Source organism: Pontibacter amylolyticus, from assembly GCF_014638845.1.
GTDB classification, from domain to species: Bacteria; Bacteroidota; Bacteroidia; order Cytophagales; family Hymenobacteraceae; genus Pontibacter; species Pontibacter amylolyticus.
In genome coordinates, this window is the sequence record NZ_BMFP01000001.1 from 944,149 (window position 1) to 964,307 (window position 20,159).

A 20,159-nucleotide genomic window follows, 5' to 3' on the forward strand; every position below is an offset into this window, starting at 1 on the left:
ATACGCAACAGAAATGCGCAAGGTATATGCCCGCAAAATTGCCTAATTTTGTGCATGATCAACTACCTGCTACTCCCATCCATCCTTTTATTTAGTAGCCTGCCTGCCATGAGCCAAAGCAAACCCGAAGCGCCCGCCGTTGTAAAACCGGTGGAACTGCAGCTGAAAGCCTATAACAGCCGCGACATCGACCTGTTTGCCAGCGCCTTCAGCGACACCGTGAAGGTATACCGCCAGCCGGGCGTGCTCACCTACCAGGGCCGCGATGAGCTGCACAAGCGCTACGGCGCCATGTTCGCCAGCACCCCGGACCTGCATTGCGAGATCGTGAACCGCATTGTGGCAGGCGATGTGGTGATCGACCAGGAGAAGGTGCAGCGCAAAAAAGGGGAACCGCGCACCGACGCGATCGCCGTGTACCGCGTGAAGGATGGCTTGATCGTAGAAGTGACGTTTATACCGCCTCACAACCAATAACCTAAAACTGCTATACCTATACCTAGCACATGACGAACCAAATAGACAGCATCATATTCGACCTAGATGGCACCCTATGGGATGCCGCCGAAACCGTGGCCAAAGCCTGGAGGGCTGCCCGGGAGAAAGTTGACTTCCAGATACAGGAGATCACCCCCGAAAAGGTCCGCTCCATTGCGGGCACCCAGCACAACCTGATCTTCGACAAGCTCTTCCCGCAGCTGAATCCGGCACAGCGCCAGGAACTGATGGAGGTGAGCGGCCAAGAAGAAATGGCCCATATCCGGAAGCACGGCGGCAACCTGTACGAAGGACTGGAAGAAACACTGGAATACCTGCACGGCAAGTACTCCCTCTTTATCGTGAGCAATTGCCAGGACGGCTATATCGAGGCCTTTCTGGAGCGGCACGAACTGGGCAAATATTTCGGTGACTTCGAGTGCTCAGGCCGCACCGGCGACTCCAAAGACATCAACCTGAAAGCCATTGTGGAGCGCAACAACCTGCTGGCGCCCGTGTACGTGGGCGACACCCCCGGCGATCTGGAGGCGAGCCAGAAAGCGGGCGTTCCGTTTATTCATGCCGGCTACGGCTACCGGGACGTAAGTGAGTACGAGCACCGCCTCGAGCGCATCGGTGACCTGACCACGCTTTTCTAACATCTCCGCTATGATCTTCGAAGCGCAGCCTGATGATATTGATGAGCTGTATGAGCTCTGGCGCCTGCTGCTCGATATGCAACAGGCCTATCATGTCGTGTTCAGGTATAAGCCGGGCAGCGACCAGACCTTAAAGGCAGAGCTGCTCAACCGACTCAAAGACAAAAGCACGCGGGTGTTTGTGTACGAGGCTGATGAAGTTTGGGCAGGTATGCTGGTGGCCAGCTTGCGGCCCGGCTCTGCGGGCTTCAAGCTTTCCAAAAAAGGCTACATTGGCGAAACGGTGGTGCGGGACAAGTTCAGGGGCAAAGGCATCGGCAAGGAGCTGTTTGAAGCTGCCCGCAAATGGCTGAGCGACCAGGGTGCCGACCACCTGGAACTGCAGGTATCGGTGCACAACCCGGGAGGCATCCGCTTCTGGGAATCGCTGGGTTTTACGCCCTCCACGCAACACATGGTGCTACCCCTGCGGGAGCCGGGAAATTCGAAAAAAACAAAGTGAAAAGCGTAAACAGAAGCTTCGGTGATGCGTAACGCTATATAAGCAACGCCTTATGTTGCCATTCCCCAACAGCTTCTACTTACGCATACCATGGCTCTAACTATACGCACCCTTGCGCCCCTTCTGGCGCTTTTGTTGCTGCTCACATCCGGCTGCGACAAAGAAAACGAAGAAGTATCGCCTCTCCCCGATTCGCCGGTTTACAACAAAGAGGTCGCCTTCAGGATTTTCACGGAAACCGATTACAGCGAGGCACGCTGGCAGGATTCCAAACTGAAACTGAACCTCAGGCTGCGCCGCATCAGTACAAACCTGCCCAAAGAAGTGATCGTGCTGGATACCACCTTCGGCTGGATGCCTTTTCAGGAGCTCCCGCTCAAGGGTGCCCCCCTGCAGCTGGACAAGCAACTGCAGGGGATTCACAGGGAACAGGATCAGCTTGTGCTGGACGTTACCAAGATCGTATCCATTAACGGGTACGAAACGGTGTTCCGGTACAACCAGTCGCTGGACCATGACAAACGGCAGGAAACCGTTGAGGTGAAACTCTAACCTACCCACAGGCTAAGGGCGCAACTCGTATACCTTGTCGTACCAGGTCTCGGCCACTTTGCGGAAAACCGAAAAGCCGGCTGCCGTGGCCGCTTTCTGCAGTTCGTGCTCGTGCCCGTCAATGCCGCGCTCCACCCGGTAAACGTGCTCTGACACGGTAGGTATAACCCTGGTAGAGCGCAGGCGCTGGTACTGCTCTTCGCTGACGATGTTGCCGTCTTTTGCTTCTGCCACCACCAGCACCCCATCCGTTTTAAGCACCTTTTTGCATTCAGCTAACAAGTCCTGCAGATTGGTTCCCATGTGGTGCGCGCTTTCGATCAGGGTGATCAGGTCGTACTGGTAGGCGTACACGTGCTCATCCGTAGCCCATTCGAAGTGCGCGTTCGGGATGTGCTTTTGCCTGGCCAGCAGGTTGGCCCGCTCCACTGAGGAGACATACCTGTCGAAACCAAGGAAGGTCGAATTGGGGAAGAGGCCTGCCATTACCAGCGTAGAAGCCCCGTGGCGACCGCTGCCCAGGTCTGCTACCAGTACACCGGATTCAAGTTTCGCTGCGAGCCCTTCTATACCGGGTATCCAGCTGTGCAGCAGACTGGAGAGGTATTCCTCACTGAAAAACCGTCCGGACACATCTGGAGGCAGCAGGCTACGTTTTACATAGTTAGATGGCAGCGCGTGCGTCAATTCCATCGGTTTGATGAGCTGGTTACCGTTTGCTTTCATAAAGCGGTTGCCAACGTAGTAAGGGCTGGTGGGGTCCGTCATGGCGATGGCGTGTGCTTCAGGGAGGCAGAAGGTATCAGTCTCTTCCTCGTGCACCAGGTAACCGTCTGCGGCCAGACTGTCGGCCCAATGCTTCACCAGTTTGGTGCTGGCTCCGGAGTTCCGGGCTATCTGGCCCACCGTCATGGGCCCGGCGTTCGCCATTGCTTTAAATAGCCCCAATTGGCTGCCCAGGAAAGACATTCTCACCCGCTCGGCAGCACTCAGGTCGTCCAGTACGTGGTGGGCAAAATCTTCCACCCTTTCCGGACGGCCTCTTTTTCGTTGAATTGTATTCTCTTTCATGGCGGTAGTGTTTAGTGTGGTGATAACAACCTAAAATTAAAACACTTACCATGTAAAGTATTGTATAAATTTCGGAATAATTTGTGCAGACTAGAAGCCCTTTCGTATTTCTAAAGGCGTATGGCCGGTCTTGCGCTTTATGAAGTGGCTGAAATGGGATTGATCCTCAAAATGAAGCAAATAGGCGATCTCAGCCATGCTCATGGCTGTGTTGCTAAGCAGCGTGCGGGCCTCCTGCAGCAGTCGGTTTTGGATCATTTCGTGCGGGGGTTTTCCGGTAGTGCTCTTCACCACATCGGACAGGTGCTTGGGCGTGATGTTGAGCAGGCTGGCATACTGCTGCACCTCGTGCATTTCGCGGAAGTGCTCATCGACCAAGTGCTGGTAAGCGCTTGTCAGTTGCACGGCACGGGTTGCTTTCTCTTTGATGTAGACAGTATACCTGGCTTTGTAGCAATCGCGGATGAGGAGGAGCAAGATGTGAACGTAATCGCGGAGCAGTTGCGTTTTCTCCCTTGAGTGGCCACTGTCTACCTCCAGGATATGCTCGAAGGACCGCTGCACCAGGTTGCTCTCGTTGGGGGTGAGGCTGATGACGTGCTCGGCTTCCAGATCAAAGAAAGGGAATTGGGCTGACAGCGCCCCCTGCAGAACGGGCTCCATAAATGCCGTTGTGAACTCTATGCAGTAGCCTTTGCATTCCTTTATATTGGCAGAAGCATAGAGCACATTGGCCGGAACGATCACCAGGTCGTGCGGCATCAACCAGCGGTGCCTGTCATCAAGCCGGATATCGTGCAGGCCGTCAAGCAGGAGGTAGATCAGGTTAAAGTTTCTTCGCAAGGCTGGAATCCCCAGCTTTGGGTCAACATGTTGGTGCCTCTCCTCCAGACGCCCTGGCAGGAGCTGAAGGCCCGGGTCATAGGGCCGTGTATCGTGGTTTATTTTTCTTTCAAAGGCAGCAATTGTTTCAAAGGTCAATATTTCATTTCTGGGCACAAATTTTCAGTTAAATTTCCTTGCATACCGTCCGTCCTCTATCTCGCCCGTAATGTGAATGATGCTCTTCCTGCAGGAAATCACTAATGACTACTTGAGCTGATCATTCCCGAAACTTGCAGGGTTTCTCTACTAAACACAACACAGTTTCACCAAAAAAAGTATCATTTTTAAACCGTTTAATTAAAGTTAAAAACAAGTTTTTGGTGAAATTATACCTACCGGCGATGGAAGGACTTCATGCGTAAGCAAATACGGAACTGTGGCATGGTCAGCAGAGGAATTATTGTATCACAATATGATCAAAATAAGCCAAAGCCTGTCTCCCTAAAATACGAACTTTAGCACTTTGTAAGGAACGAAAAATCGTTAACCTACAGGACGCAGTTGGTTGTAGGCCTGTTCGGTCTGTAGCGAAGGTATAGCTTAGGCTTTCACTTCGTTTTCCAGTTGGAGTCCCTGTTCAAAATCTGCGATGTTCTGCAGGGTAATGGCCGCTATGCTTTCCAGGGCGTTACTCGTGAAAAAAGCCTGATGCCCCGTTATCAGCACATTGTTGAACGAAAGCAGGCGCATGAACACGTCGTCCTGTATTACGCGGTCTGACAGGTCTTCAAAGAACAGATCAGCCTCCTCCTCATACACGTCGATGCCCAGGTATTTGATATGGCCGCTCTTTAGTCCGGCGATGACCGCCTTGGTATCAACGAGCGCTCCACGGCTGGTGTTGATGAGCATCACACCAGTCTTCATCTGGGCGATCGTTTTCCTATTGATCAGGTGGTGGGTTTTTGGGGTGAGCGGGCAGTGCAGCGAGATGATGTCAGATTGAGCGTAAAGTGAGGCTAAGTCAGAGAACTCAATTCCAACCCTGTCAAATTCGTCCCGCTTCTCAATATCATGGCCCAGCACGCGGCAGCCAAAGCCTTTGAGAATCTTTGCTGTCACAAGCCCTATCTTTCCGAGTCCGATCAGGCCTACAGTTTTGCCATGCAGGTCAAAGCCCATCAGGCCATTTAGCGCGAAGTTGCCTTCTTTCACGCGGTTGTAGGCGCGGTGGGTTTTGCGGTTAAGCGTCAGGATGAGCGCCAGCGTATGCTCGGCTACCGAGTAGGGCGAGTAAGCCGGCACCCGCACTGCCTTCATGCCAAGGGCAGCCGCCGCTTCGAGGTTAACGTTGTTAAACCCTGCGCAGCGTAAGGCAATCAGTTTTACCCCCTGTTCCGCCAGCAACTGCAACACTTCCGCATCGGCCCTGTCGTTCACGAAAATACAGACGGCTTCGTAGCCTTTGGCCAGTACGGCGGTGTTGCAGTTAAGCGGCACTTCCAGGTAGTCGAGTTTATGCTGGAAAGTGGAATTGGCGGCATCAAAAAATGTTCTGTCGTATACCTTGGCGCTAAAAAAGAGGACGTTCATAACAAGGCGGTTTTGTTGTTCAGGTATAAAGGCTATACGAGAATCAACCGGCAAGCTACACCTGTTCTGTCGCCAGGTATAGCTTGCCGCTTTCGGCGTACTTGATGATGCCGGTGTCCACCATTTCGCGCAGGAGCTCTGTTACGGTTTCGGTATGTTTGGGGTCGAACTGTTGCACAAGCTCTTTGGGCAGCAGGTTTTTAGTCTGCACTGCCTGCAGCAGTTGCTGTCGCAGCGCTTGCTGCTCCTGCCCTGCCCGCTCCTTTTTGCGCTGCGCCAGACAGTAGTCGCAGATGCGGCAGCTCTTGTCACTGACTTCGGCGAAGTACTCCAGCAGCAGTTGCGTGCGGCATCGGTTGGTGGTCTCGACATAATGGGCCATTTCTTTGGCCTGCTTCAGGGCACGGTCGCGCAGCTGGTCCAGCTTTTTGTGGTTCAGCGGCAGGTTGGCGGCGTCCAGACGGGGAGCGGTGAAGACCAACTGGGGGGCATCGTGCTGTGGCTCGTATACCAGCACCTGCAGCTTGTGCAGGTACTCGAGTTTGCGGCGCACCTCCTGCTCCGGCTTCCTGAGTTGCTCGGACAGTTTACGTTCCGATATCTTCACAAAGCCCGTAAAAGCCTCGCCGCCATACATGCGCAGGATCAGACGCAGCAAGGCGTCGTGCTCGGCATTGGCCACCTGAAACTCATAAAGCGCCATGTTGTCGAGGAGCAGGTATAGCCGCGAGGGACTGTAGTAAGCCTCGTTGAGTTGCACGTAGCCCTCTCCTTCCAGCCGTTTGATGGCGTGGTGGGTTTCGAGTGCAGACAGCTTGTAGTTCTTGGAAAAAGCAGCCAGGTCAAAATCGAAGCTGCCCATCAAGCCGCTGCCCACCGCGATCTGGTAGTAATTGGCCAGGCACTGGTATACCCGCCGGATCAGCTCCAGCGGTGGATGCGCCTCTGCTACTTTCTGCAGCAGGTCTTTGGTGTCGCTGGGGCCGTAGAGCAGCGTGGCATAGGCGTACTTCTCGTCACGCCCGGCACGGCCTGCCTCCTGGTAATAGGCTTCCAGGCTCTCCGGCAGATCGAGGTGCACGACCAGCCGTACATCGGGTTTGTCGATGCCCATGCCAAAGGCGTTGGTTGCCACGATCACGCGCACCTTGTCATCGATCCAGGCCTGCTGTGTCTTGTTGCGCTCTTCAAACTTGAGACCCGCATGATAGGCCGCTGCCGGTATACGCCGGCTCTGCAGGAACCGGGCTATCTCCACGGTCTGCCGTCGGCTGCGCACATACACAATGGACTGCCCCGGCATACGGTTCAGGATCTCGAGCAGGCGGCCCACTTTGTCTTCGGTATAAAGGCAGGAGTAAGAAAGGTTGGCCCGGGCAAAGCTCTTGACAAACACGTTCTGCTTTTTGAAAGCCAGTTTTTCCTGAATATCGACGCGCACCTGCTCGGTGGCCGTGGCCGTGAGGGCCAGCACAGGTATAGCGGGCAGTGTTTCGCGCAGGGCGGCCAGTTCCAGGTAGGGTGGCCGGAAGTCGTAGCCCCATTGCGAGATACAGTGCGCCTCGTCCACGGCCAGCAAACTCACTTTCATGCGCTTCACCCGCTCCTGGAACAAATCGGTCTGCAAACGCTCCGGCGACAGGTATAGGAACTTGACGTTGCCATACACGCAGTTGTCCATCGCGATGTCGATCTCGCGGCGGTTCATACCCGAGAAGATGGCCACGGCAGGTATACCCCGTTTCTTGAGTTGCTCCACCTGGTCCTTCATCAGCGCAATCAACGGCGTGATCACCAGGCAAATCCCCTCCATAGCCATGGCCGGCACCTGAAAGCAGATCGACTTACCCCCACCTGTCGGCAACAGCGCCAGCGTGTCCTGACCCGCCAGCACCGAACGGATGATATCCTCCTGCAAAGGCCGGAACTGGTCATAGCCCCAATAGGTGCGCAATATGTGGTGGATGTCTTGCAAAGGAGTTCGGGTTTGGGATAGCGAAGATAAAGTATAGAAGACAGAAGTCAGAATTTTTCGCTCCGCACCCCTTCATTTCCATTTCGAGAGAGGAATCCTGATCTGGCGTTTGGCGGAGCATTCGACAGCGCTGGTGTAAGGGATAAGCTTGTGTCCTATACCTGGCTGAAGGGTATGGGAAAGACTATCATGCACCGAAATAACTCCCGGCATAACGACGGCAGGAGAATAATGCAAAGGAGAACGGACATAAAAAAAGCCTTCCGGAGCTAACTACGGAAGGCTTTTTTGCTGTGGCAAATTAATTACAGATTTACCGACACGCCCAGCGTACCAAAGCCAAATGCGCCGCGGCCACCTTCAAAGTAGACACCTATTGTCTCGTTGAACTTATATTTTACGCCTAGTACCGGTCCGATAAAAAAGTTTGTCCCGTTGGCATAGGACCCCGGAAAGTCTTCGTCTCCGGAAAAAGTCCTGAATTCGAGTCCCACCAGCAGCGTGCCGTACAAGTCCAGCTTCTCTTCGCTGATACTCGCTCCCAGGGCTTCGTTTATTAGAGGAACCGCGTGGTATGTAGCTCTGGCACCGACTGAGGTGAAGTTCCATTTGTAGTCATAGCCATAGTGGCTGTACTTCCAGCTGGCGTAGCCAACGTAAGGACCTACACTTATACTTTCGTGAATTCCTTTCTCGATGGAGGCAGTAACGGGGATAAACGCACCTGAGCGGCTACCTGCAAACCCATAGCCATAGTAGCCCAGCGATGTTCCCGCATGAATAAAAAGATCGCCCTGCTCATAGGCCTTCTTCTGAGCGAACAAACACTGCATCATCAGGCAGCAGGCAAAAGTTAAAAGTAATTTTGCTTTCATAAGATGTTAAAATTTAAATGACTAATACAAGCAAATATATAGTGAAATCTATATATTAAAAAATGAATCCCTGACAGCTTCAAATACCTCCCAGATCAGTCGAAGTGAATTTTGCAGGACACCCCCAATCCGATACTAAAGACTACCAGAGTAGAAAAACAAAAAAACCTGCCTCGAAAGAGGCAGGTTTTTAACTTCTAATCAACAGGAATTATGCAGCAGCAGACTGACCATCTTCCCGGTCCTCGATCACCTTCTTCAGCTTCTCGATCGCCTGCGCGGCACGCTCCTCGTCAAAACGGTTGATGTTGAGCAACATCTTGGTCTTTTCTTGGCGCGTGATCACCGGATTGTTCAGCAGACGGATGATCTCCTCTTTCTGCTTGGCCGATGCGTAGCGTATACCTGGAGTAGGTTCAGCGTCTGCGGCCGCGGCTTCAGCCGCCGCTGTGGCAGGGGCAGCCTTCATCGTTGCTTTCTTCTCAGTTGGCACGGCAGGCTTCGAAGTTTCATTGCCTGCATAGTCCATCTCCTCTACCGGAGTTGGCTCGTAGCCAGCCGCCCGGATGATCCAGGCCAGAATGTTGCGGTAGGCCTTGCCAATGGCACGGGTCTGCGCCATGGAGGCAATCGCGAACTCCTGGTAGTACTTCTTGCCCTGCTCTTTGTTGGAGCAGATCGCAAAGCCGGCGCCCACCACCTGCTGACTGCGCAGGTCGAGCAGGTTCACCTTCGCCTGGTACTTGATCTCGTCGTCGGTGCTGATGTTGACCACATGCTCCACCACCGGCAAGATGCCCAGACGCGAGCCGGCATACTGCCAGCCTTCCACGTTCACGTACTCTTTACCTTGTATATTTTGATATAACCTATTCTCTTTTATAAACTTAGCCAGGTCAACAGCTAAGTGAAGCGTCTCATCAGATTTCGCTATGTCATAGCTTTCTACCTTCGGCTTCCTCTCCACTTTTGTCTCTTTATTCACTTGACTCATATCTCGTTAGTTTTCATGTTTTAGTACATATATCAAACATACCTCCTCCTGAAATGGTGCAAAAAATCACAAAAAAAATTCATTATAAACATCTGATTATCAGATGTTTATAAATTAATTTCAGAAAAATATGTTTCCCCTCCCAATAGCCGCCGATTTAGCACAAAAAAGCAAAGGGGGATATATTGTACGTGAAAATTACAATTGAGGTATGTGCATGAAATAAAGACGAGAACCTCGGGAACGGACACAGTTCAAAACCCCGCCAAAGGATGGCCAGGTAGCGCTCAGGAATAAGAGGTATAGGTATAGGAACAGGTATAGCTTAGGCTTTCACCTCCTGCACGATCAGTCCGTCTTTCATGACCAGCTTGCGGTCGGCCATGGTGGCCAGCTGCTCGTTGTGCGTTACGATCACGAAGGTCTGGTTAAACTCGTCGCGCAACTTAAAGAAGATCTCGTGCAACTCCTGTGCATTTTTGGAGTCGAGGTTACCGCTGGGCTCGTCAGCGAAAATGATGCGCGGCGAGTTGATCAGGGCGCGCGCCACGGCCGTGCGCTGCTGCTCACCACCCGACATCTCGGAAGGCTTGTGGTGCATGCGGTGGCCCAGGTTAAGCATGCTGAGCAATTCGGCGGCGCGCTCGGTTACCTCCAGCTCCGGGCGTCCGGCCAGGAAGCCAGGCAGGCAGGCGTTTTCGAGGGCCGTGAACTCTGGCAACAGGTTGTGAAACTGAAAAATGAAACCGATGTGCCGGTTACGGAAACGCGCCAGTTCAGACGCGTTGAGGCGGGAAATGTTCTTATCGTCAAACAGCACATCGCCGGTATCGGCCGAGTCTAGCGTACCCAAAATGTGCAGCAGTGTGCTTTTGCCAGCGCCCGAAGCGCCTACAATGGAAACAACTTCGCCGGCATGGATGGTCAGGTCTATCCCTTTGAGCACTTCCAATGAACCGTATTTCTTGTGAACGTTAACGACTTGCAGCACGATCTGGCGGTAATGTGTTTGACAATGAATGATGTGTCAAAGCTACAAAACAAAAGGTATAAGTGAGGTACCTGCCTTCCGAAATTTAGCAGCACCCTCAGCTCCGGGCTAGACTATCGGGCGAAGTGTTAGCTCCTGTTATAGTGAAAATACCTGGTGTCAGGCGTACTTACTCGCAATACTCGATTTTCACATCAGGGGTATCATCTTCCATATTCTGATTTGGGAAAATCACGAATACTCCATTCCCATAATCCCATGTGTGCAAGCTATAACCCGAAGATTCAGGCAGGTATACAACGGGTTCCCATTCCTCGGAATTGTCTCTTTTTATGTAGATATTCTGAATCTGGCTGTTGGCTGGAAGGTTTGAATAGAAATTGTAAATATCGATCTCCATGATCCAGGAATAGTCCCAGGTAAGATCTTTGAAAATGAATTCCTTTGGATCAGAGCAAACTGGTTCTTCTGTCGGAACAATGATGGTAACTGTCACCGTATCTTTTGCAGACAGCTTATCCGCGTCGGTCACAGTTAACTCAAAATCATAATTGCCAGCCACAGTAAGCCCGCTTGCATACGCTTTAACATCAGAGAAATGGTGTTGTTTGATATTGACAGCGGAAGGCCCTGCCATTAATCTCCACTGATAGGAGACTATATTAGAATCCGGATCTGTACTGGCGCTGCTGTTTAAAACGTACTCTTTATAGGGATGATACATGGTTGTATCATTTCCGGCACGTGCAATTGGGGCGATGGGTTGGGCAGGAATGTCAGGGGATACAGAATCGTCTTCTTTGTTACAGGCGATGCATAGCAGGAGGAGCGTAAATATTACGTTTCTGGACGAGTAGAAGTACCTTTTCATGTCCATTATTTTTAAAACTAATGCTTATCATATACCATCCATTTTCAAATACAAATAATTGATTTTCAATTGATTGAGTTCTGTGTAGCTACCACTCTATGATATACGAAGTCCTTGTTTATTAAGAGTATCTGGAGTTTATATATTTGGTTAAGCCACTTCAATCTCAGGTAAAGTCGCCAAATCTTGTACCTAATAAAACCAGACCCAGGAGCTGGTTTTATCAGATGCGTAAAGAGTCCTGTCACCTGTCCCTTTTGAGCATTATCTGTAGATCAGGGATCGGTCTGCCAACGCTACAAACCGATAAAGGCCGCTTAAAAATTAGGCCCACCACGAGGCGCTAATCTGAGAGATCAGCGCTCTGCACTCTCACCTGCCTGCACCGTCTCATCTTCGTTGCCTTTTTTGCTTTCCAGCACGTCCTTTACATACAGTTCGTTTATCACGACAATCAGCACAGCCAGTATGGGGGCCGACATCAGCAAGCCTAATCCGCCTTGCAGTATACCCAGCAGCACCTGAAAAAAGAGTAGCAAGGCAGGCGGCAGATCCACTGTTTTTTGGAAGATGATGGGCGTGATAACGTATGACTCCACCATCTGAATGCCGCCGTACACGATGATGACAAGGAGCGCCATATCGGGGCTGACCGTAAGGCCGACCAGCACGGCAGGTATACCGGCCAACCAGGGACCGATGTTAGGTATAAAGGCGAGGAAAAAGGCAATCAGACCCAATGCGAGTGCCAGGGGCAGGCCAATGATCAAATACGCTATGGCCGTGCTGACACCAATAATGGCCATGGCCGATAGCATACCTAGCAGCCACATCTTCAAGGTATAGTAGCAGGCGTGCAGCACTTCCAGCATGCGGGTGCGCCGGTGTTCGGGGAATAGCTTCACGAAGCCGTGGGTATAGAGCGTTGGGTTTGACGCAAAAAAGAGGGCCGTGATCACCACAATGAAAAAATCCGCCAGAATGCTGAGCGTGGAAGAGAAAGCACCCGTAATGCGCTGCAGTATCTCCTTTTGCTCCGGCATCATCCGCTTGTAGTCCTCGGGTAGCTCCTCCACCAAACGTTGCCCCCAGTTATACTGGCTCAGCCATTCCTTCAGACTGCTGAAAGCCTGCGGAATCTTTTCGCGCATCTGGTCGGCTTGTTCATAGAGGGTGGGCGCCACCAGCACAAAAGACCCTATCAAAAGACCAAAGACCAGCAACGTTACCAGTAGTAAACTCAGCCAGCGCTTCAGGCCCAGGTACCGCACCACCCAGTCGGTGAGTCCGCAAAAGAGCACGGCCAGCAAGATACCGGCAAAAACCAACAGGAAAAAGTAGGCTGCCGCAGCCAGCAGGTAAAACCCGGAGGCTATCAGCAGCACGATGAAAGCGGCCAGTGCCACACTTTTGGCAAATGAATGTTTAGGGGGCATAGTCCGCTTTTTTACAAGTTCAATTATAACGCACGTATTAGGTACACTTACTAAAATCTATGTTCTACAGTTACTTTTCATGCGCACAGGGGGCCGAATGCCCGATCTGAGGAGAAACACCGGCCGTGGCAGGCTGCAGGCGACGAATCCCCAATATTTTAAAAACCTATTTCTTGAATTTAAGCCGATAAAGGCTTACTTTCGTGCGTCCAATAAAACTGAAAGCATGAACATACACGAATATCAGGCTAAAGAGATTCTGAAAAGCTACGGCGTTCGCATACAGGAAGGCATCGTGGCGGAAACGCCAGACCAGGCTGTAAAAGCGGCTATGAAACTGACCGAGGAAACCGGCACAGGCTGGCACGTGATCAAAGCGCAAATTCATGCGGGTGGCCGTGGTAAAGGCGGTGGCGTGAAGCTGGCCAAAAACCTGGATCAGGTGAAGCAGATCGCTAACGACATCCTGGGCATGACGCTGGTAACGCACCAGACTGGTCCTGAAGGCAAACTGGTACAGAAAGTACTGGTAGCGCAGGACGTATACTACCCTGGCGAATCCGATCCGAAGGAGTACTACCTGAGCATCCTGCTGGACCGCGCCAAAGGCCGCAACGTGATCATGGCATCTACTGAAGGTGGTATGGACATCGAGGAAGTGGCTGAGAAAACGCCTGAGAAGATCATCAAAGAGTGGATCGACCCGGCTGTGGGCCTGCGTCCGTTCCAGGCGAACAAAATCGCGTTCGCATTCGGACTGCAGGGCGAGGCATTCAAGGAAATGGTGAAATTCATCATGAACCTTTACAAAGCCTATGTGGAGACCGACTCTTCCATGTTCGAGATCAACCCGGTTCTGAAGACTTCTGACAACAAAATTCTGGCAGTAGACGCCAAAGTGGACCTGGACGACAACGCCCTGTTCCGTCACAAAAACCTGGCTGCCCTGCGCGATACTTCGGAAGAAGATCCGTTGGAAGTGGAAGCAAGCGCATCGAACCTGAACTACGTGAAGCTGGATGGCAACGTAGGCTGTATGGTAAACGGTGCCGGTCTTGCGATGGCCACCATGGACATCATCAAGCTTTCTGGCGGCGAGCCTGCTAACTTCCTGGACGTAGGGGGTGGGGCAAACGCACAGACGGTTGAAGCTGGTTTCCGTATCATCCTCAAAGACCCGAACGTGAAGGCGATCCTGATCAACATCTTCGGCGGTATCGTTCGTTGCGACCGTGTTGCCAATGGTGTGGTAGAGGCTTACAAGAACATCGGTGACATCAAGGTGCCGATCATCGTTCGTCTGCAGGGAACAAACGCCGAAGAAGGTGCCCGCATAATCGACGAGTCTGGCCTGAAGGTATACTCTGCCGTAGCGCTGAAAGAAGCCGCTGAGAAAGTAGAGCAGGTATTAGCTGAAGTAGGAGCTTAATTCCAAATACCCTATAAAACAGAAAGGGGCTGCCAGTGATGGCAGCCCCTTTCTGTTTCATGTAGCTTGAGGACTGATAAAAAGCTTTCCTTAACTCCCAAACTCTTCAACTCTCTAACTCCTAAACTCAAACCACGTCCAGTTCCACATTGATATTGCCCCGCGTGCCGATGGAGTAAGGGCACACCTCGTGCGCTTCATTCACCAACTGCTCTGCTTTTTCTTTGTCGAGTCCCTGTAGGTGCACCTCCAGCTTCACGCCCAACCCGTATTTTCCGTCTTCGGACTTGAGCAGATCCACATGCGCCTTTACAGTAGACTCCGGATTTAACCGGATATGCTGCTTACCAGCTACCAGCAGCAAAGCACTCTGAAAGCAGGCCGCATACCCTGCGGCGAACAGCTGCTCGGGGTTAGATTTCCCCTTCTCCCCTCCCAGTCCCTCGGGCAACGAGAGTGGCATATCGAGTACGCCATCTGATGACACAACATGACCTCGGCGGCCTCCTGTGGCAGTAACCTCTGCCGTATACACTTTTTCCATAGCTTCCTGATTTCGTTTGCTTGATTTGAAATATTATTTATTAACTCTCAAATTCTGCTTATTGTTTTAGGTATGAAGCGATTAAGCGCGCATTATCTGTCTATACCTGCCCACTATACATTTCAGCATTATAATTATCGCCTCTAAAATTTCCTTTTTAGCGCATTGTTTCTATTTTTGCAACACGGTAAGCACCCGTAGTTCAATTGGATAGAATATCGGATTTCGGCTCCGAGGGTTAGGGGTTCGAATCCTCTCGGGTGCACATCAAGAAGCCTTACAGCAATGTAGGGCTTTTTTTATACACTTCTCCACGCAATTTCCCACTCCCCTGCCTGACTTGCCGGTATTTCTATATCTTTGGATGATGACGCCAGAGTGCCGGATGCCCTCAAAACTATAGACGAAAATGGAGAGACCGAAAACGCAGCAACACGAACTGCTCCGTGTACTTACTTTAAAGGATGCGGTGGGCGTTGGCCTGGGTGCCATTATTGGGGCAGGTATATTTGTAGTGACTGGCGTAGCAGCTGGTCTGGCGGGTCCGGCTTTTCTGATCGGGTTGCTCTTCGCAGGTATGATTGCGGCTTTCAATGCGCTGTCGTCCGCACAACTGGCTGCCGTATACCCACATTCCGGAGGCACTTATGAGTATGGCTACCGGTTACTGAACTCCACGCTCGGTTTCTCGGCGGGCTGGATGTTCCTGATAAGCAAACTCTCCGCAGCGGGTGTTGTCGCCATTGGTTTTGGGAGTTACTTCTACCAGCTTATACCTGTCTTTTCTCCTTTGGTCCTCTCGGTGCTGGCTGTGCTCCTGTTGACGTTGGCCAATTACTTCGGCATCAAAAAGGCCGGGATGCTCAATCTCGTTATTGTTTCAGTGACACTTATTTCGCTGCTATACCTGGTGTTCAGCGGTATACCTGCTGTTAAACAGGAAAATTTTCAACCCTTTGCACCCTTTGGAATGGCAGGTATAGCGGAGGCTGCGGCCTTGCTGTTTTTCGCTTTCACAGGGTATGCCCGCATTGCTACGCTGGCCGAGGAAGTCCGTGAACCCCACAAAACGATTCCCCGTGCTGTCATCATCACTATCGTGTCGGCCATTGTGCTGTACGCAGCCGTTTCACTGGTAGCAGTGGGTGTGATCGGCACGGAGCGGATGGCCGACAGCAGATCGCCTTTGCAGGTTGTGGCAGCTGCGCTGAGCACGCCCGCCATCCGGACTGTGATCACGATTGGCGCGTCTACCGCGATGCTTGGGGTGCTCTTGAGTCAGATTTTGGGGATTAGCCGCATGTTGCTGGCCATGGGAAGACGACACGATCTGCCCCCCTTATTTAAGCGGGTGCACCGCCGTTTCAGGGTACCGCATGTAGGCATTCTCCTTACGGGAGCAATCGTTCAGCTGCTGGTTTTGGCGGGCTCCTTCGAATTCATCCTGCGCTCCGCCTCTTTCACAATTTTGCTCTACTACAGCATCACTAACATAGCGGCATTAAAGCAACCAGAATCGGAGCAGCTCTACGGCAAGTTTATACCTGTACTAGGCCTTATTGGCTGCCTGGCCATGTCTGTGTCACTTCCGCTGCAGGTCATTCTTTCCGGACTTGGTCTGCTGGCGATCGGGTTCGTACTGCGATTGCTGTTTCATAAGGTATACGACAAATGATTTACTCCGAACCCCTTAAGCTGATCAGGCACTATACCCGTAAATAATTTAAGGTATAGATGCAGGCTTAGTCTTGCTATGAAAGAACGTTTTTGCTATGTTGCGAAAGTTTTCGGGGTGTAGCGTAGCCTGGTATCGCGCCAGCATGGGGTGCTGGAGGTCGTGGGTTCGAATCCCGCCACTCCGACTAAGAAAGGCCTTACAAATTGCTGTAAGGCCTTTCTTGTTAAAAGTCATACTTCCTTACGACGGCATCTCCTCCACCAGCTGCTCTATACCTTTCTCTATTTGCTCGCGCAGCTTTTCGGGCTTATCGGAAATAATGCGCTCTGCCGTGCCTTGCCACATCAACTCGTTCTGCACCGGATCTACCAGGTGCACCGACACCGTGCCTACGCTATAGCGCCCCACCTCCACTTCTTCGCTCTTCCAGGTATAGCGGCGCTGTCCGATGTAGCGGGGCGGGTCCGTTATGATATTGGTTTCCCGCGTCTGCACCTTCCTGTCCACTACGATGCCCAGGTTGATCAGCAGATCGGCTTCGTCCACGGACGGTGCCTGTTTCAGACCGCGTTGCTCCAGCTGACGGGCGAGCTCCTGTTTCAGAAAATGCACATGCCCCTCAAAATCAGGGCCCATCTTTTCGGCGTCAGTATCCACCTCCATGAAAGCGAACTGACGGTAAGTTGCCAGCGTAAAGCCGGGCGCGGGCTCAGACTGAATGCTCGTAGCAGGAGTGCAGGCCGACAGCAGCAAGAGTAACAGCAATGCAGTACTAAACAACAGGTTTCTCATATCCGAAATTCCTTGAGTCTTTACACAAAAATAATTGTATATACGTACGCTGTAATCCGGGAATGTATGCTTCGATTGCAATTATTATACCTAACTTAGCACCTATCCTACACCAGGATCCTTTCTGCGATGTAAAATTTACGCATCGTCTAAACCATACGTCCATAAGCTACGTTTTGCCCTACCATGAACACAACAGCACAAGTACTAGAGAAAAACAAAGAGCGCATCCTCGAAAAGTGGATGCAAAATCAGCTGTCTGACGCCTCACTCCGTGATGACCTCATGACAACTGATGAATTGCAGCGTCAATCAAGAGAAATGCTGGACGGACTGCTCCGAGCTGTTGCCAAAGGCAATTACGACAACATCTACGACACCGAGTTTGAGCAGGTAACGGATACGCTTCGCGACATTTCCATCACCAGAGCAAGACAGGGCTTCAGTCCGCGCGAAACCGGCGCGTATGTGCTAAGCCTGAAGCAATCCGTGATTGAGGTATTGGTTGAACAGCGGAAGGATGACACGAGCATGCTCTACCAGGAAATCATGCAGCTCAACAACCTGCTCGACAACCTGAGTATTCTCACGTTCGAAACTTTCATCAAGGGTCGTGAGGAAGTGATTTTGCGTCAGACCGACGAGATCAGTGAGATTTCCACGCCGGTGATCCGTGTATGGGACGGTATACTTGCCCTGCCAATTATTGGCACCCTGGACAGTGCCCGTACACAGGTTGTCATGGAAAACCTGCTGCAGGAGATCGTGAACACTGGTAGCAACATCGCTATTCTGGATATTTCCGGCGTACCTGCCGTAGACTCACTGGTAGCCCAGCACCTGATCAAAACCGTAAGTGCCACCCGCCTGATGGGTGCCGAGTGTATTATCAGCGGCATTCGTGCCGAGATCGCGCAGACCATCGTGCACCTGGGCATCGACCTGTCCAACATCAAGACCAAGGCCAGTCTGGCCAGTGCACTGCACCTTGCCTTCAGCATGACCAACCTGGAGGTACGCCGCACAGAGCGAAGCAAGGCACCAAAACTAACGCGCTAGTACGATGGAAAGGATACCGATTTTAAAAATGGGGCCTTTTCTGCTGGTTACCATTCAGATTGACCTTTACGACAGATTAGCCCTTACCCTTGAGAACGACCTGATCAACATGGTAAGCCAGACCGGAGCGCGAGGCGTGTTGATTGATATTTCCACGGTAAGCATCGTAGATTCATTTATGGGCCGCATTTTAGGCAACATTGCCTCCATGTCGCGCATTATGGATGCCGAAACCGTGGTAGTAGGAATGCAGCCCGCTGTGGCTATTACACTTGTGGAGCTTGGCCTAACGCTGCAAGGTGTATACACTGCCCTGAATGTTGAAAAGGGTATGGAATTACTTAACACAAAACTAGGCGATAACCTGGAACTAGACGACGACGAGGAGGAAGACCAGGATGATCGTAATGACTAAAGACACGATGGAGATCGTGCGCGAACAGGATGTGGTACCCTTCCGCAACCGCGTGCGCGAATTTGGCACCCGAATAGGTATGAGTTTGGTGAACCAGACCAAGCTGATTACGGCGGCCAGCGAACTCGTGCGAAACATGCTCAAGTACGCCAACGGCGGCAAAGTAATACTCGAAATTATCAGCAATAATGCCAAAACCGGCGTAAGACTAACCTTCAAAGACCAAGGTCCAGGTATAGCGGATGTCGCCATGGCCATGCGCGATGGATTCTCTACCGGCCGAAGCCTTGGTCTTGGTCTGCCCGGCGCTAAGCGATTAGTCAACGAATTCGACCTCAAAAGTAATCCGGGAGAAGGCACAACCGTTACTGTCATCCACTGGAAAAATGGACGTTAATCAGCATTACCGCTTCTTAGTACCGGACCGGAGCTACGCCAGCCTCACCAAAAAAGATATTACGCGCCTTGCCGAGAGCTTCGCCCTGTCGGAGGGTGCCGTGGGCAAAGTCAATATCATCGTGTCGGAGATGCTCACCAACCTGGAGAAGCACACAACAAAGGGTGGCGAGCTGCTGGTGAAGGCCATTGGCAAACCCATTAAAGGGATAGAGATCATCAGCCTTGACAACGGCCCCGGCATGACCGATCCTGATCGCATGCTGGAGGATGGCGTATCCACTTTCGGCTCTGCCGGCGAAGGCCTCGGCGCGATCAAGCGGCAGTCCGATGTCTTCGACCTTTACTCACTGCCCCAGGTAGGCACCGTGATCGTGACCCGGGTGTACAAATCGGCTAAGTCTATACCTACGGCCCGGCGCTACGAAATTGGCAGCGTCATGGTCCCCAAACCGAAAGAGGTGGACTGTGGCGACGGGTATGCTGTCATTCACCACGAACGGGGCGCTTATCTGCTCGCCCTGGATGGACTCGGGCATGGCACACACGCGCAGGAAGCAGCACAGCTTGCTGTCAAAACCTTTTGCGAAGATCCTGTACATGACCCAGCCCTGGCACTGCAAGTCATCCACAACAGCATTCGCCGTACACGCGGCGCAGTGGGCTTTGCGGCCAGCATCGACATCACCCAGAACAAATTCACCTACTGTGGCATTGGCAACATTGCCGGCAAGCTTTTCTCAATGGAAAGTTCGCTAGGCAGTATGTCTTACAAGAATGTGATTTCCTACAATGGCATACTCGGGCATAATGTTCCGGGCACTTTCAACAACCAGAGCCTGGACTGGAACCGTAACAAGGTGCTGATTGTGCACAGCGACGGACTGAAATCGCGCTGGGACCTGAGCCGCTACCCGAACCTGCAAGGTCACTTACCCACCACCATCGCAGCAGTTCTTTACAAAGACCACAGCCGCCAGACAGATGACACGCTCGTACTTGTATGCAAAGCTAAACCGTAATCC

21 protein-coding genes and 2 tRNA genes are annotated in these 20,159 nt (G+C 52.0%); 12 read left to right on the forward strand and 11 right to left on the reverse strand.

Features of this window, described 5'->3' with window-relative positions; genetic code table 11:
- The first annotated feature begins 54 nt into the window (after positions 1-54).
- From IEV97_RS04135 to IEV97_RS04150, 4 genes are all read left to right on the forward strand, one after another.
- Positions 55-477 carry a nuclear transport factor 2 family protein gene (locus tag IEV97_RS04135; protein WP_188500214.1) on the forward strand — a complete coding sequence of 141 codons (423 nt, stop codon included), beginning with the start codon at positions 55-57 and terminating at the stop codon, positions 475-477.
- Positions 478-506: 29 nt separating this feature from the next.
- The gene (locus IEV97_RS04140) at positions 507-1,136 is read left to right on the forward strand and encodes an HAD family hydrolase (protein WP_188500215.1); all 630 of its coding nucleotides are present in this window, start codon (positions 507-509) and stop codon (positions 1,134-1,136) included.
- A gap of 10 nt (positions 1,137-1,146) precedes the next feature.
- The gene (locus tag IEV97_RS04145; RefSeq protein ID WP_188500216.1) at positions 1,147-1,638 is read left to right on the forward strand and encodes a GNAT family N-acetyltransferase; all 492 of its coding nucleotides are present in this window, start codon (positions 1,147-1,149) and stop codon (positions 1,636-1,638) included.
- A gap of 90 nt (positions 1,639-1,728) precedes the next feature.
- A complete protein-coding gene (locus tag IEV97_RS04150; protein WP_188500217.1) occupies positions 1,729-2,190 on the forward strand; it encodes a hypothetical protein in 462 nt (153 codons plus the stop codon).
- A 12-nt stretch (positions 2,191-2,202) separates the two neighbouring features.
- On the opposite strand, the gene IEV97_RS04155 is transcribed toward IEV97_RS04150, so the two are convergent.
- The 9 genes from IEV97_RS04155 to IEV97_RS04195 all read right to left on the reverse strand — a co-directional run bounded on the left by IEV97_RS04155 (position 2,203) and on the right by IEV97_RS04195 (position 12,821).
- Positions 2,203-3,261 carry a class I SAM-dependent methyltransferase gene (locus IEV97_RS04155; RefSeq protein ID WP_188500218.1) on the reverse strand — a complete coding sequence of 353 codons (1,059 nt, stop codon included), beginning with the start codon at positions 3,259-3,261 and terminating at the stop codon, positions 2,203-2,205.
- A 90-nt stretch (positions 3,262-3,351) separates the two neighbouring features.
- On the reverse strand, positions 3,352-4,104 hold the full coding sequence (locus IEV97_RS04160; RefSeq protein WP_229733786.1) for a helix-turn-helix domain-containing protein: 753 nt from the start codon (positions 4,102-4,104) through the stop codon (positions 3,352-3,354).
- Between the two features lie 582 nt (positions 4,105-4,686).
- Complete coding sequence (locus IEV97_RS04165) at positions 4,687-5,679, reverse strand: 2-hydroxyacid dehydrogenase (protein ID WP_188500219.1); 993 nt, start codon at positions 5,677-5,679, stop codon at positions 4,687-4,689.
- Positions 5,680-5,734: 55 nt separating this feature from the next.
- Positions 5,735-7,654: a RecQ family ATP-dependent DNA helicase gene (locus IEV97_RS04170; RefSeq protein ID WP_188500220.1), complete on the reverse strand. Its 1,920-nt coding sequence runs from the start codon at positions 7,652-7,654 to the stop codon at positions 5,735-5,737.
- 305 nt (positions 7,655-7,959) lie between these two features.
- On the reverse strand, positions 7,960-8,529 hold the full coding sequence (locus tag IEV97_RS04175) for a hypothetical protein (protein WP_188500221.1): 570 nt from the start codon (positions 8,527-8,529) through the stop codon (positions 7,960-7,962).
- Positions 8,530-8,740: 211 nt separating this feature from the next.
- On the reverse strand, positions 8,741-9,523 hold the full coding sequence (locus IEV97_RS04180) for a hypothetical protein (protein ID WP_188500222.1): 783 nt from the start codon (positions 9,521-9,523) through the stop codon (positions 8,741-8,743).
- A 325-nt stretch (positions 9,524-9,848) separates the two neighbouring features.
- Complete coding sequence (locus IEV97_RS04185) at positions 9,849-10,514, reverse strand: ABC transporter ATP-binding protein (RefSeq protein WP_188500223.1); 666 nt, start codon at positions 10,512-10,514, stop codon at positions 9,849-9,851.
- A gap of 169 nt (positions 10,515-10,683) precedes the next feature.
- Positions 10,684-11,385: a PKD domain-containing protein gene (locus tag IEV97_RS04190; protein WP_188500224.1), complete on the reverse strand. Its 702-nt coding sequence runs from the start codon at positions 11,383-11,385 to the stop codon at positions 10,684-10,686.
- 356 nt (positions 11,386-11,741) lie between these two features.
- Entirely contained in the window at positions 11,742-12,821 is a 1,080-nt protein-coding gene (locus IEV97_RS04195) for an AI-2E family transporter (RefSeq protein WP_188500225.1), read from the reverse strand.
- A gap of 226 nt (positions 12,822-13,047) precedes the next feature.
- Between IEV97_RS04195 and sucC the strand changes: the two genes are divergently transcribed.
- Positions 13,048-14,250 (forward strand): ADP-forming succinate--CoA ligase subunit beta, encoded by a 1,203-nt coding sequence (gene sucC / locus IEV97_RS04200; RefSeq protein WP_188500226.1) that lies wholly within the window; start codon positions 13,048-13,050, stop codon positions 14,248-14,250.
- 127 nt (positions 14,251-14,377) lie between these two features.
- Here the strand turns inward: sucC and IEV97_RS04205 are convergent, their stop codons facing one another.
- Entirely contained in the window at positions 14,378-14,794 is a 417-nt protein-coding gene (locus IEV97_RS04205; RefSeq protein WP_188500227.1) for an organic hydroperoxide resistance protein, read from the reverse strand.
- 191 nt (positions 14,795-14,985) lie between these two features.
- Here IEV97_RS04205 and IEV97_RS04210 point away from each other — a divergent pair.
- From IEV97_RS04210 to IEV97_RS04220, 3 genes are all read left to right on the forward strand, one after another.
- A tRNA-Arg gene (locus tag IEV97_RS04210) sits at positions 14,986-15,059 on the forward strand.
- 144 nt (positions 15,060-15,203) lie between these two features.
- On the forward strand, positions 15,204-16,469 hold the full coding sequence (locus IEV97_RS04215) for an APC family permease (protein ID WP_188500228.1): 1,266 nt from the start codon (positions 15,204-15,206) through the stop codon (positions 16,467-16,469).
- A gap of 113 nt (positions 16,470-16,582) precedes the next feature.
- Positions 16,583-16,656: transfer RNA gene (locus IEV97_RS04220), tRNA-Pro, on the forward strand.
- A gap of 56 nt (positions 16,657-16,712) precedes the next feature.
- On the opposite strand, the gene IEV97_RS04225 is transcribed toward IEV97_RS04220, so the two are convergent.
- A complete protein-coding gene (locus tag IEV97_RS04225; protein ID WP_188500229.1) occupies positions 16,713-17,264 on the reverse strand; it encodes a DUF4136 domain-containing protein in 552 nt (183 codons plus the stop codon).
- Between the two features lie 186 nt (positions 17,265-17,450).
- On the opposite strand from IEV97_RS04225, the gene IEV97_RS04230 reads away from it, so the two are divergent.
- The 4 genes from IEV97_RS04230 to IEV97_RS04245 are packed head-to-tail and all read left to right on the forward strand — an operon-like array spanning position 17,451 to position 20,156.
- Complete coding sequence (locus IEV97_RS04230; protein ID WP_188500230.1) at positions 17,451-18,323, forward strand: STAS domain-containing protein; 873 nt, start codon at positions 17,451-17,453, stop codon at positions 18,321-18,323.
- Between the two features lie 4 nt (positions 18,324-18,327).
- On the forward strand, positions 18,328-18,738 hold the full coding sequence (locus IEV97_RS04235; RefSeq protein ID WP_188500231.1) for an STAS domain-containing protein: 411 nt from the start codon (positions 18,328-18,330) through the stop codon (positions 18,736-18,738).
- A complete protein-coding gene (locus tag IEV97_RS04240; protein WP_188500403.1) occupies positions 18,731-19,135 on the forward strand; it encodes an anti-sigma regulatory factor in 405 nt (134 codons plus the stop codon). Before IEV97_RS04235 ends, IEV97_RS04240 begins: the two co-directional genes overlap by 8 nt.
- Positions 19,125-20,156 carry a PP2C family protein-serine/threonine phosphatase gene (locus tag IEV97_RS04245; protein ID WP_188500232.1) on the forward strand — a complete coding sequence of 344 codons (1,032 nt, stop codon included), beginning with the start codon at positions 19,125-19,127 and terminating at the stop codon, positions 20,154-20,156. The genes IEV97_RS04240 and IEV97_RS04245 overlap by 11 nt, the downstream gene beginning before the upstream one ends.
- The last annotated feature ends 3 nt before the right edge of the window (positions 20,157-20,159 follow it).

Bases quoted from the DNA above. Each gene is read 5' to 3' on its own strand.
- IEV97_RS04150 (WP_188500217.1), top strand. From the start codon at position 1,729: ATGGCTCTAACTATACGCACCCTTGCGCCCCTTCTGGCGCTTTTGTTG.
- IEV97_RS04205 (WP_188500227.1), bottom strand. From the start codon at position 14,794: ATGGAAAAAGTGTATACGGCAGAGGTTACTGCCACAGGAGGCCGCCGA.
- IEV97_RS04195 (WP_188500225.1), bottom strand. From the start codon at position 12,821: ATGCCCCCTAAACATTCATTTGCCAAAAGTGTGGCACTGGCCGCTTTC.
- IEV97_RS04240 (WP_188500403.1), top strand. From the start codon at position 18,731: ATGACTAAAGACACGATGGAGATCGTGCGCGAACAGGATGTGGTACCC.
- IEV97_RS04140 (WP_188500215.1), top strand. From the start codon at position 507: ATGACGAACCAAATAGACAGCATCATATTCGACCTAGATGGCACCCTA.
- IEV97_RS04230 (WP_188500230.1), top strand. From the start codon at position 17,451: ATGAACACAACAGCACAAGTACTAGAGAAAAACAAAGAGCGCATCCTC.
- IEV97_RS04215 (WP_188500228.1), top strand. From the start codon at position 15,204: ATGGAGAGACCGAAAACGCAGCAACACGAACTGCTCCGTGTACTTACT.
- IEV97_RS04235 (WP_188500231.1), top strand. From the start codon at position 18,328: ATGGAAAGGATACCGATTTTAAAAATGGGGCCTTTTCTGCTGGTTACC.
- IEV97_RS04175 (WP_188500221.1), bottom strand. From the start codon at position 8,529: ATGAAAGCAAAATTACTTTTAACTTTTGCCTGCTGCCTGATGATGCAG.
- IEV97_RS04135 (WP_188500214.1), top strand. From the start codon at position 55: ATGATCAACTACCTGCTACTCCCATCCATCCTTTTATTTAGTAGCCTG.
- IEV97_RS04180 (WP_188500222.1), bottom strand. From the start codon at position 9,523: ATGAGTCAAGTGAATAAAGAGACAAAAGTGGAGAGGAAGCCGAAGGTA.
- sucC (WP_188500226.1), top strand. From the start codon at position 13,048: ATGAACATACACGAATATCAGGCTAAAGAGATTCTGAAAAGCTACGGC.
- IEV97_RS04190 (WP_188500224.1), bottom strand. From the start codon at position 11,385: ATGAAAAGGTACTTCTACTCGTCCAGAAACGTAATATTTACGCTCCTC.
- IEV97_RS04245 (WP_188500232.1), top strand. From the start codon at position 19,125: ATGGACGTTAATCAGCATTACCGCTTCTTAGTACCGGACCGGAGCTAC.
- IEV97_RS04165 (WP_188500219.1), bottom strand. From the start codon at position 5,679: ATGAACGTCCTCTTTTTTAGCGCCAAGGTATACGACAGAACATTTTTT.
- IEV97_RS04155 (WP_188500218.1), bottom strand. From the start codon at position 3,261: ATGAAAGAGAATACAATTCAACGAAAAAGAGGCCGTCCGGAAAGGGTG.
- IEV97_RS04145 (WP_188500216.1), top strand. From the start codon at position 1,147: ATGATCTTCGAAGCGCAGCCTGATGATATTGATGAGCTGTATGAGCTC.
- IEV97_RS04225 (WP_188500229.1), bottom strand. From the start codon at position 17,264: ATGAGAAACCTGTTGTTTAGTACTGCATTGCTGTTACTCTTGCTGCTG.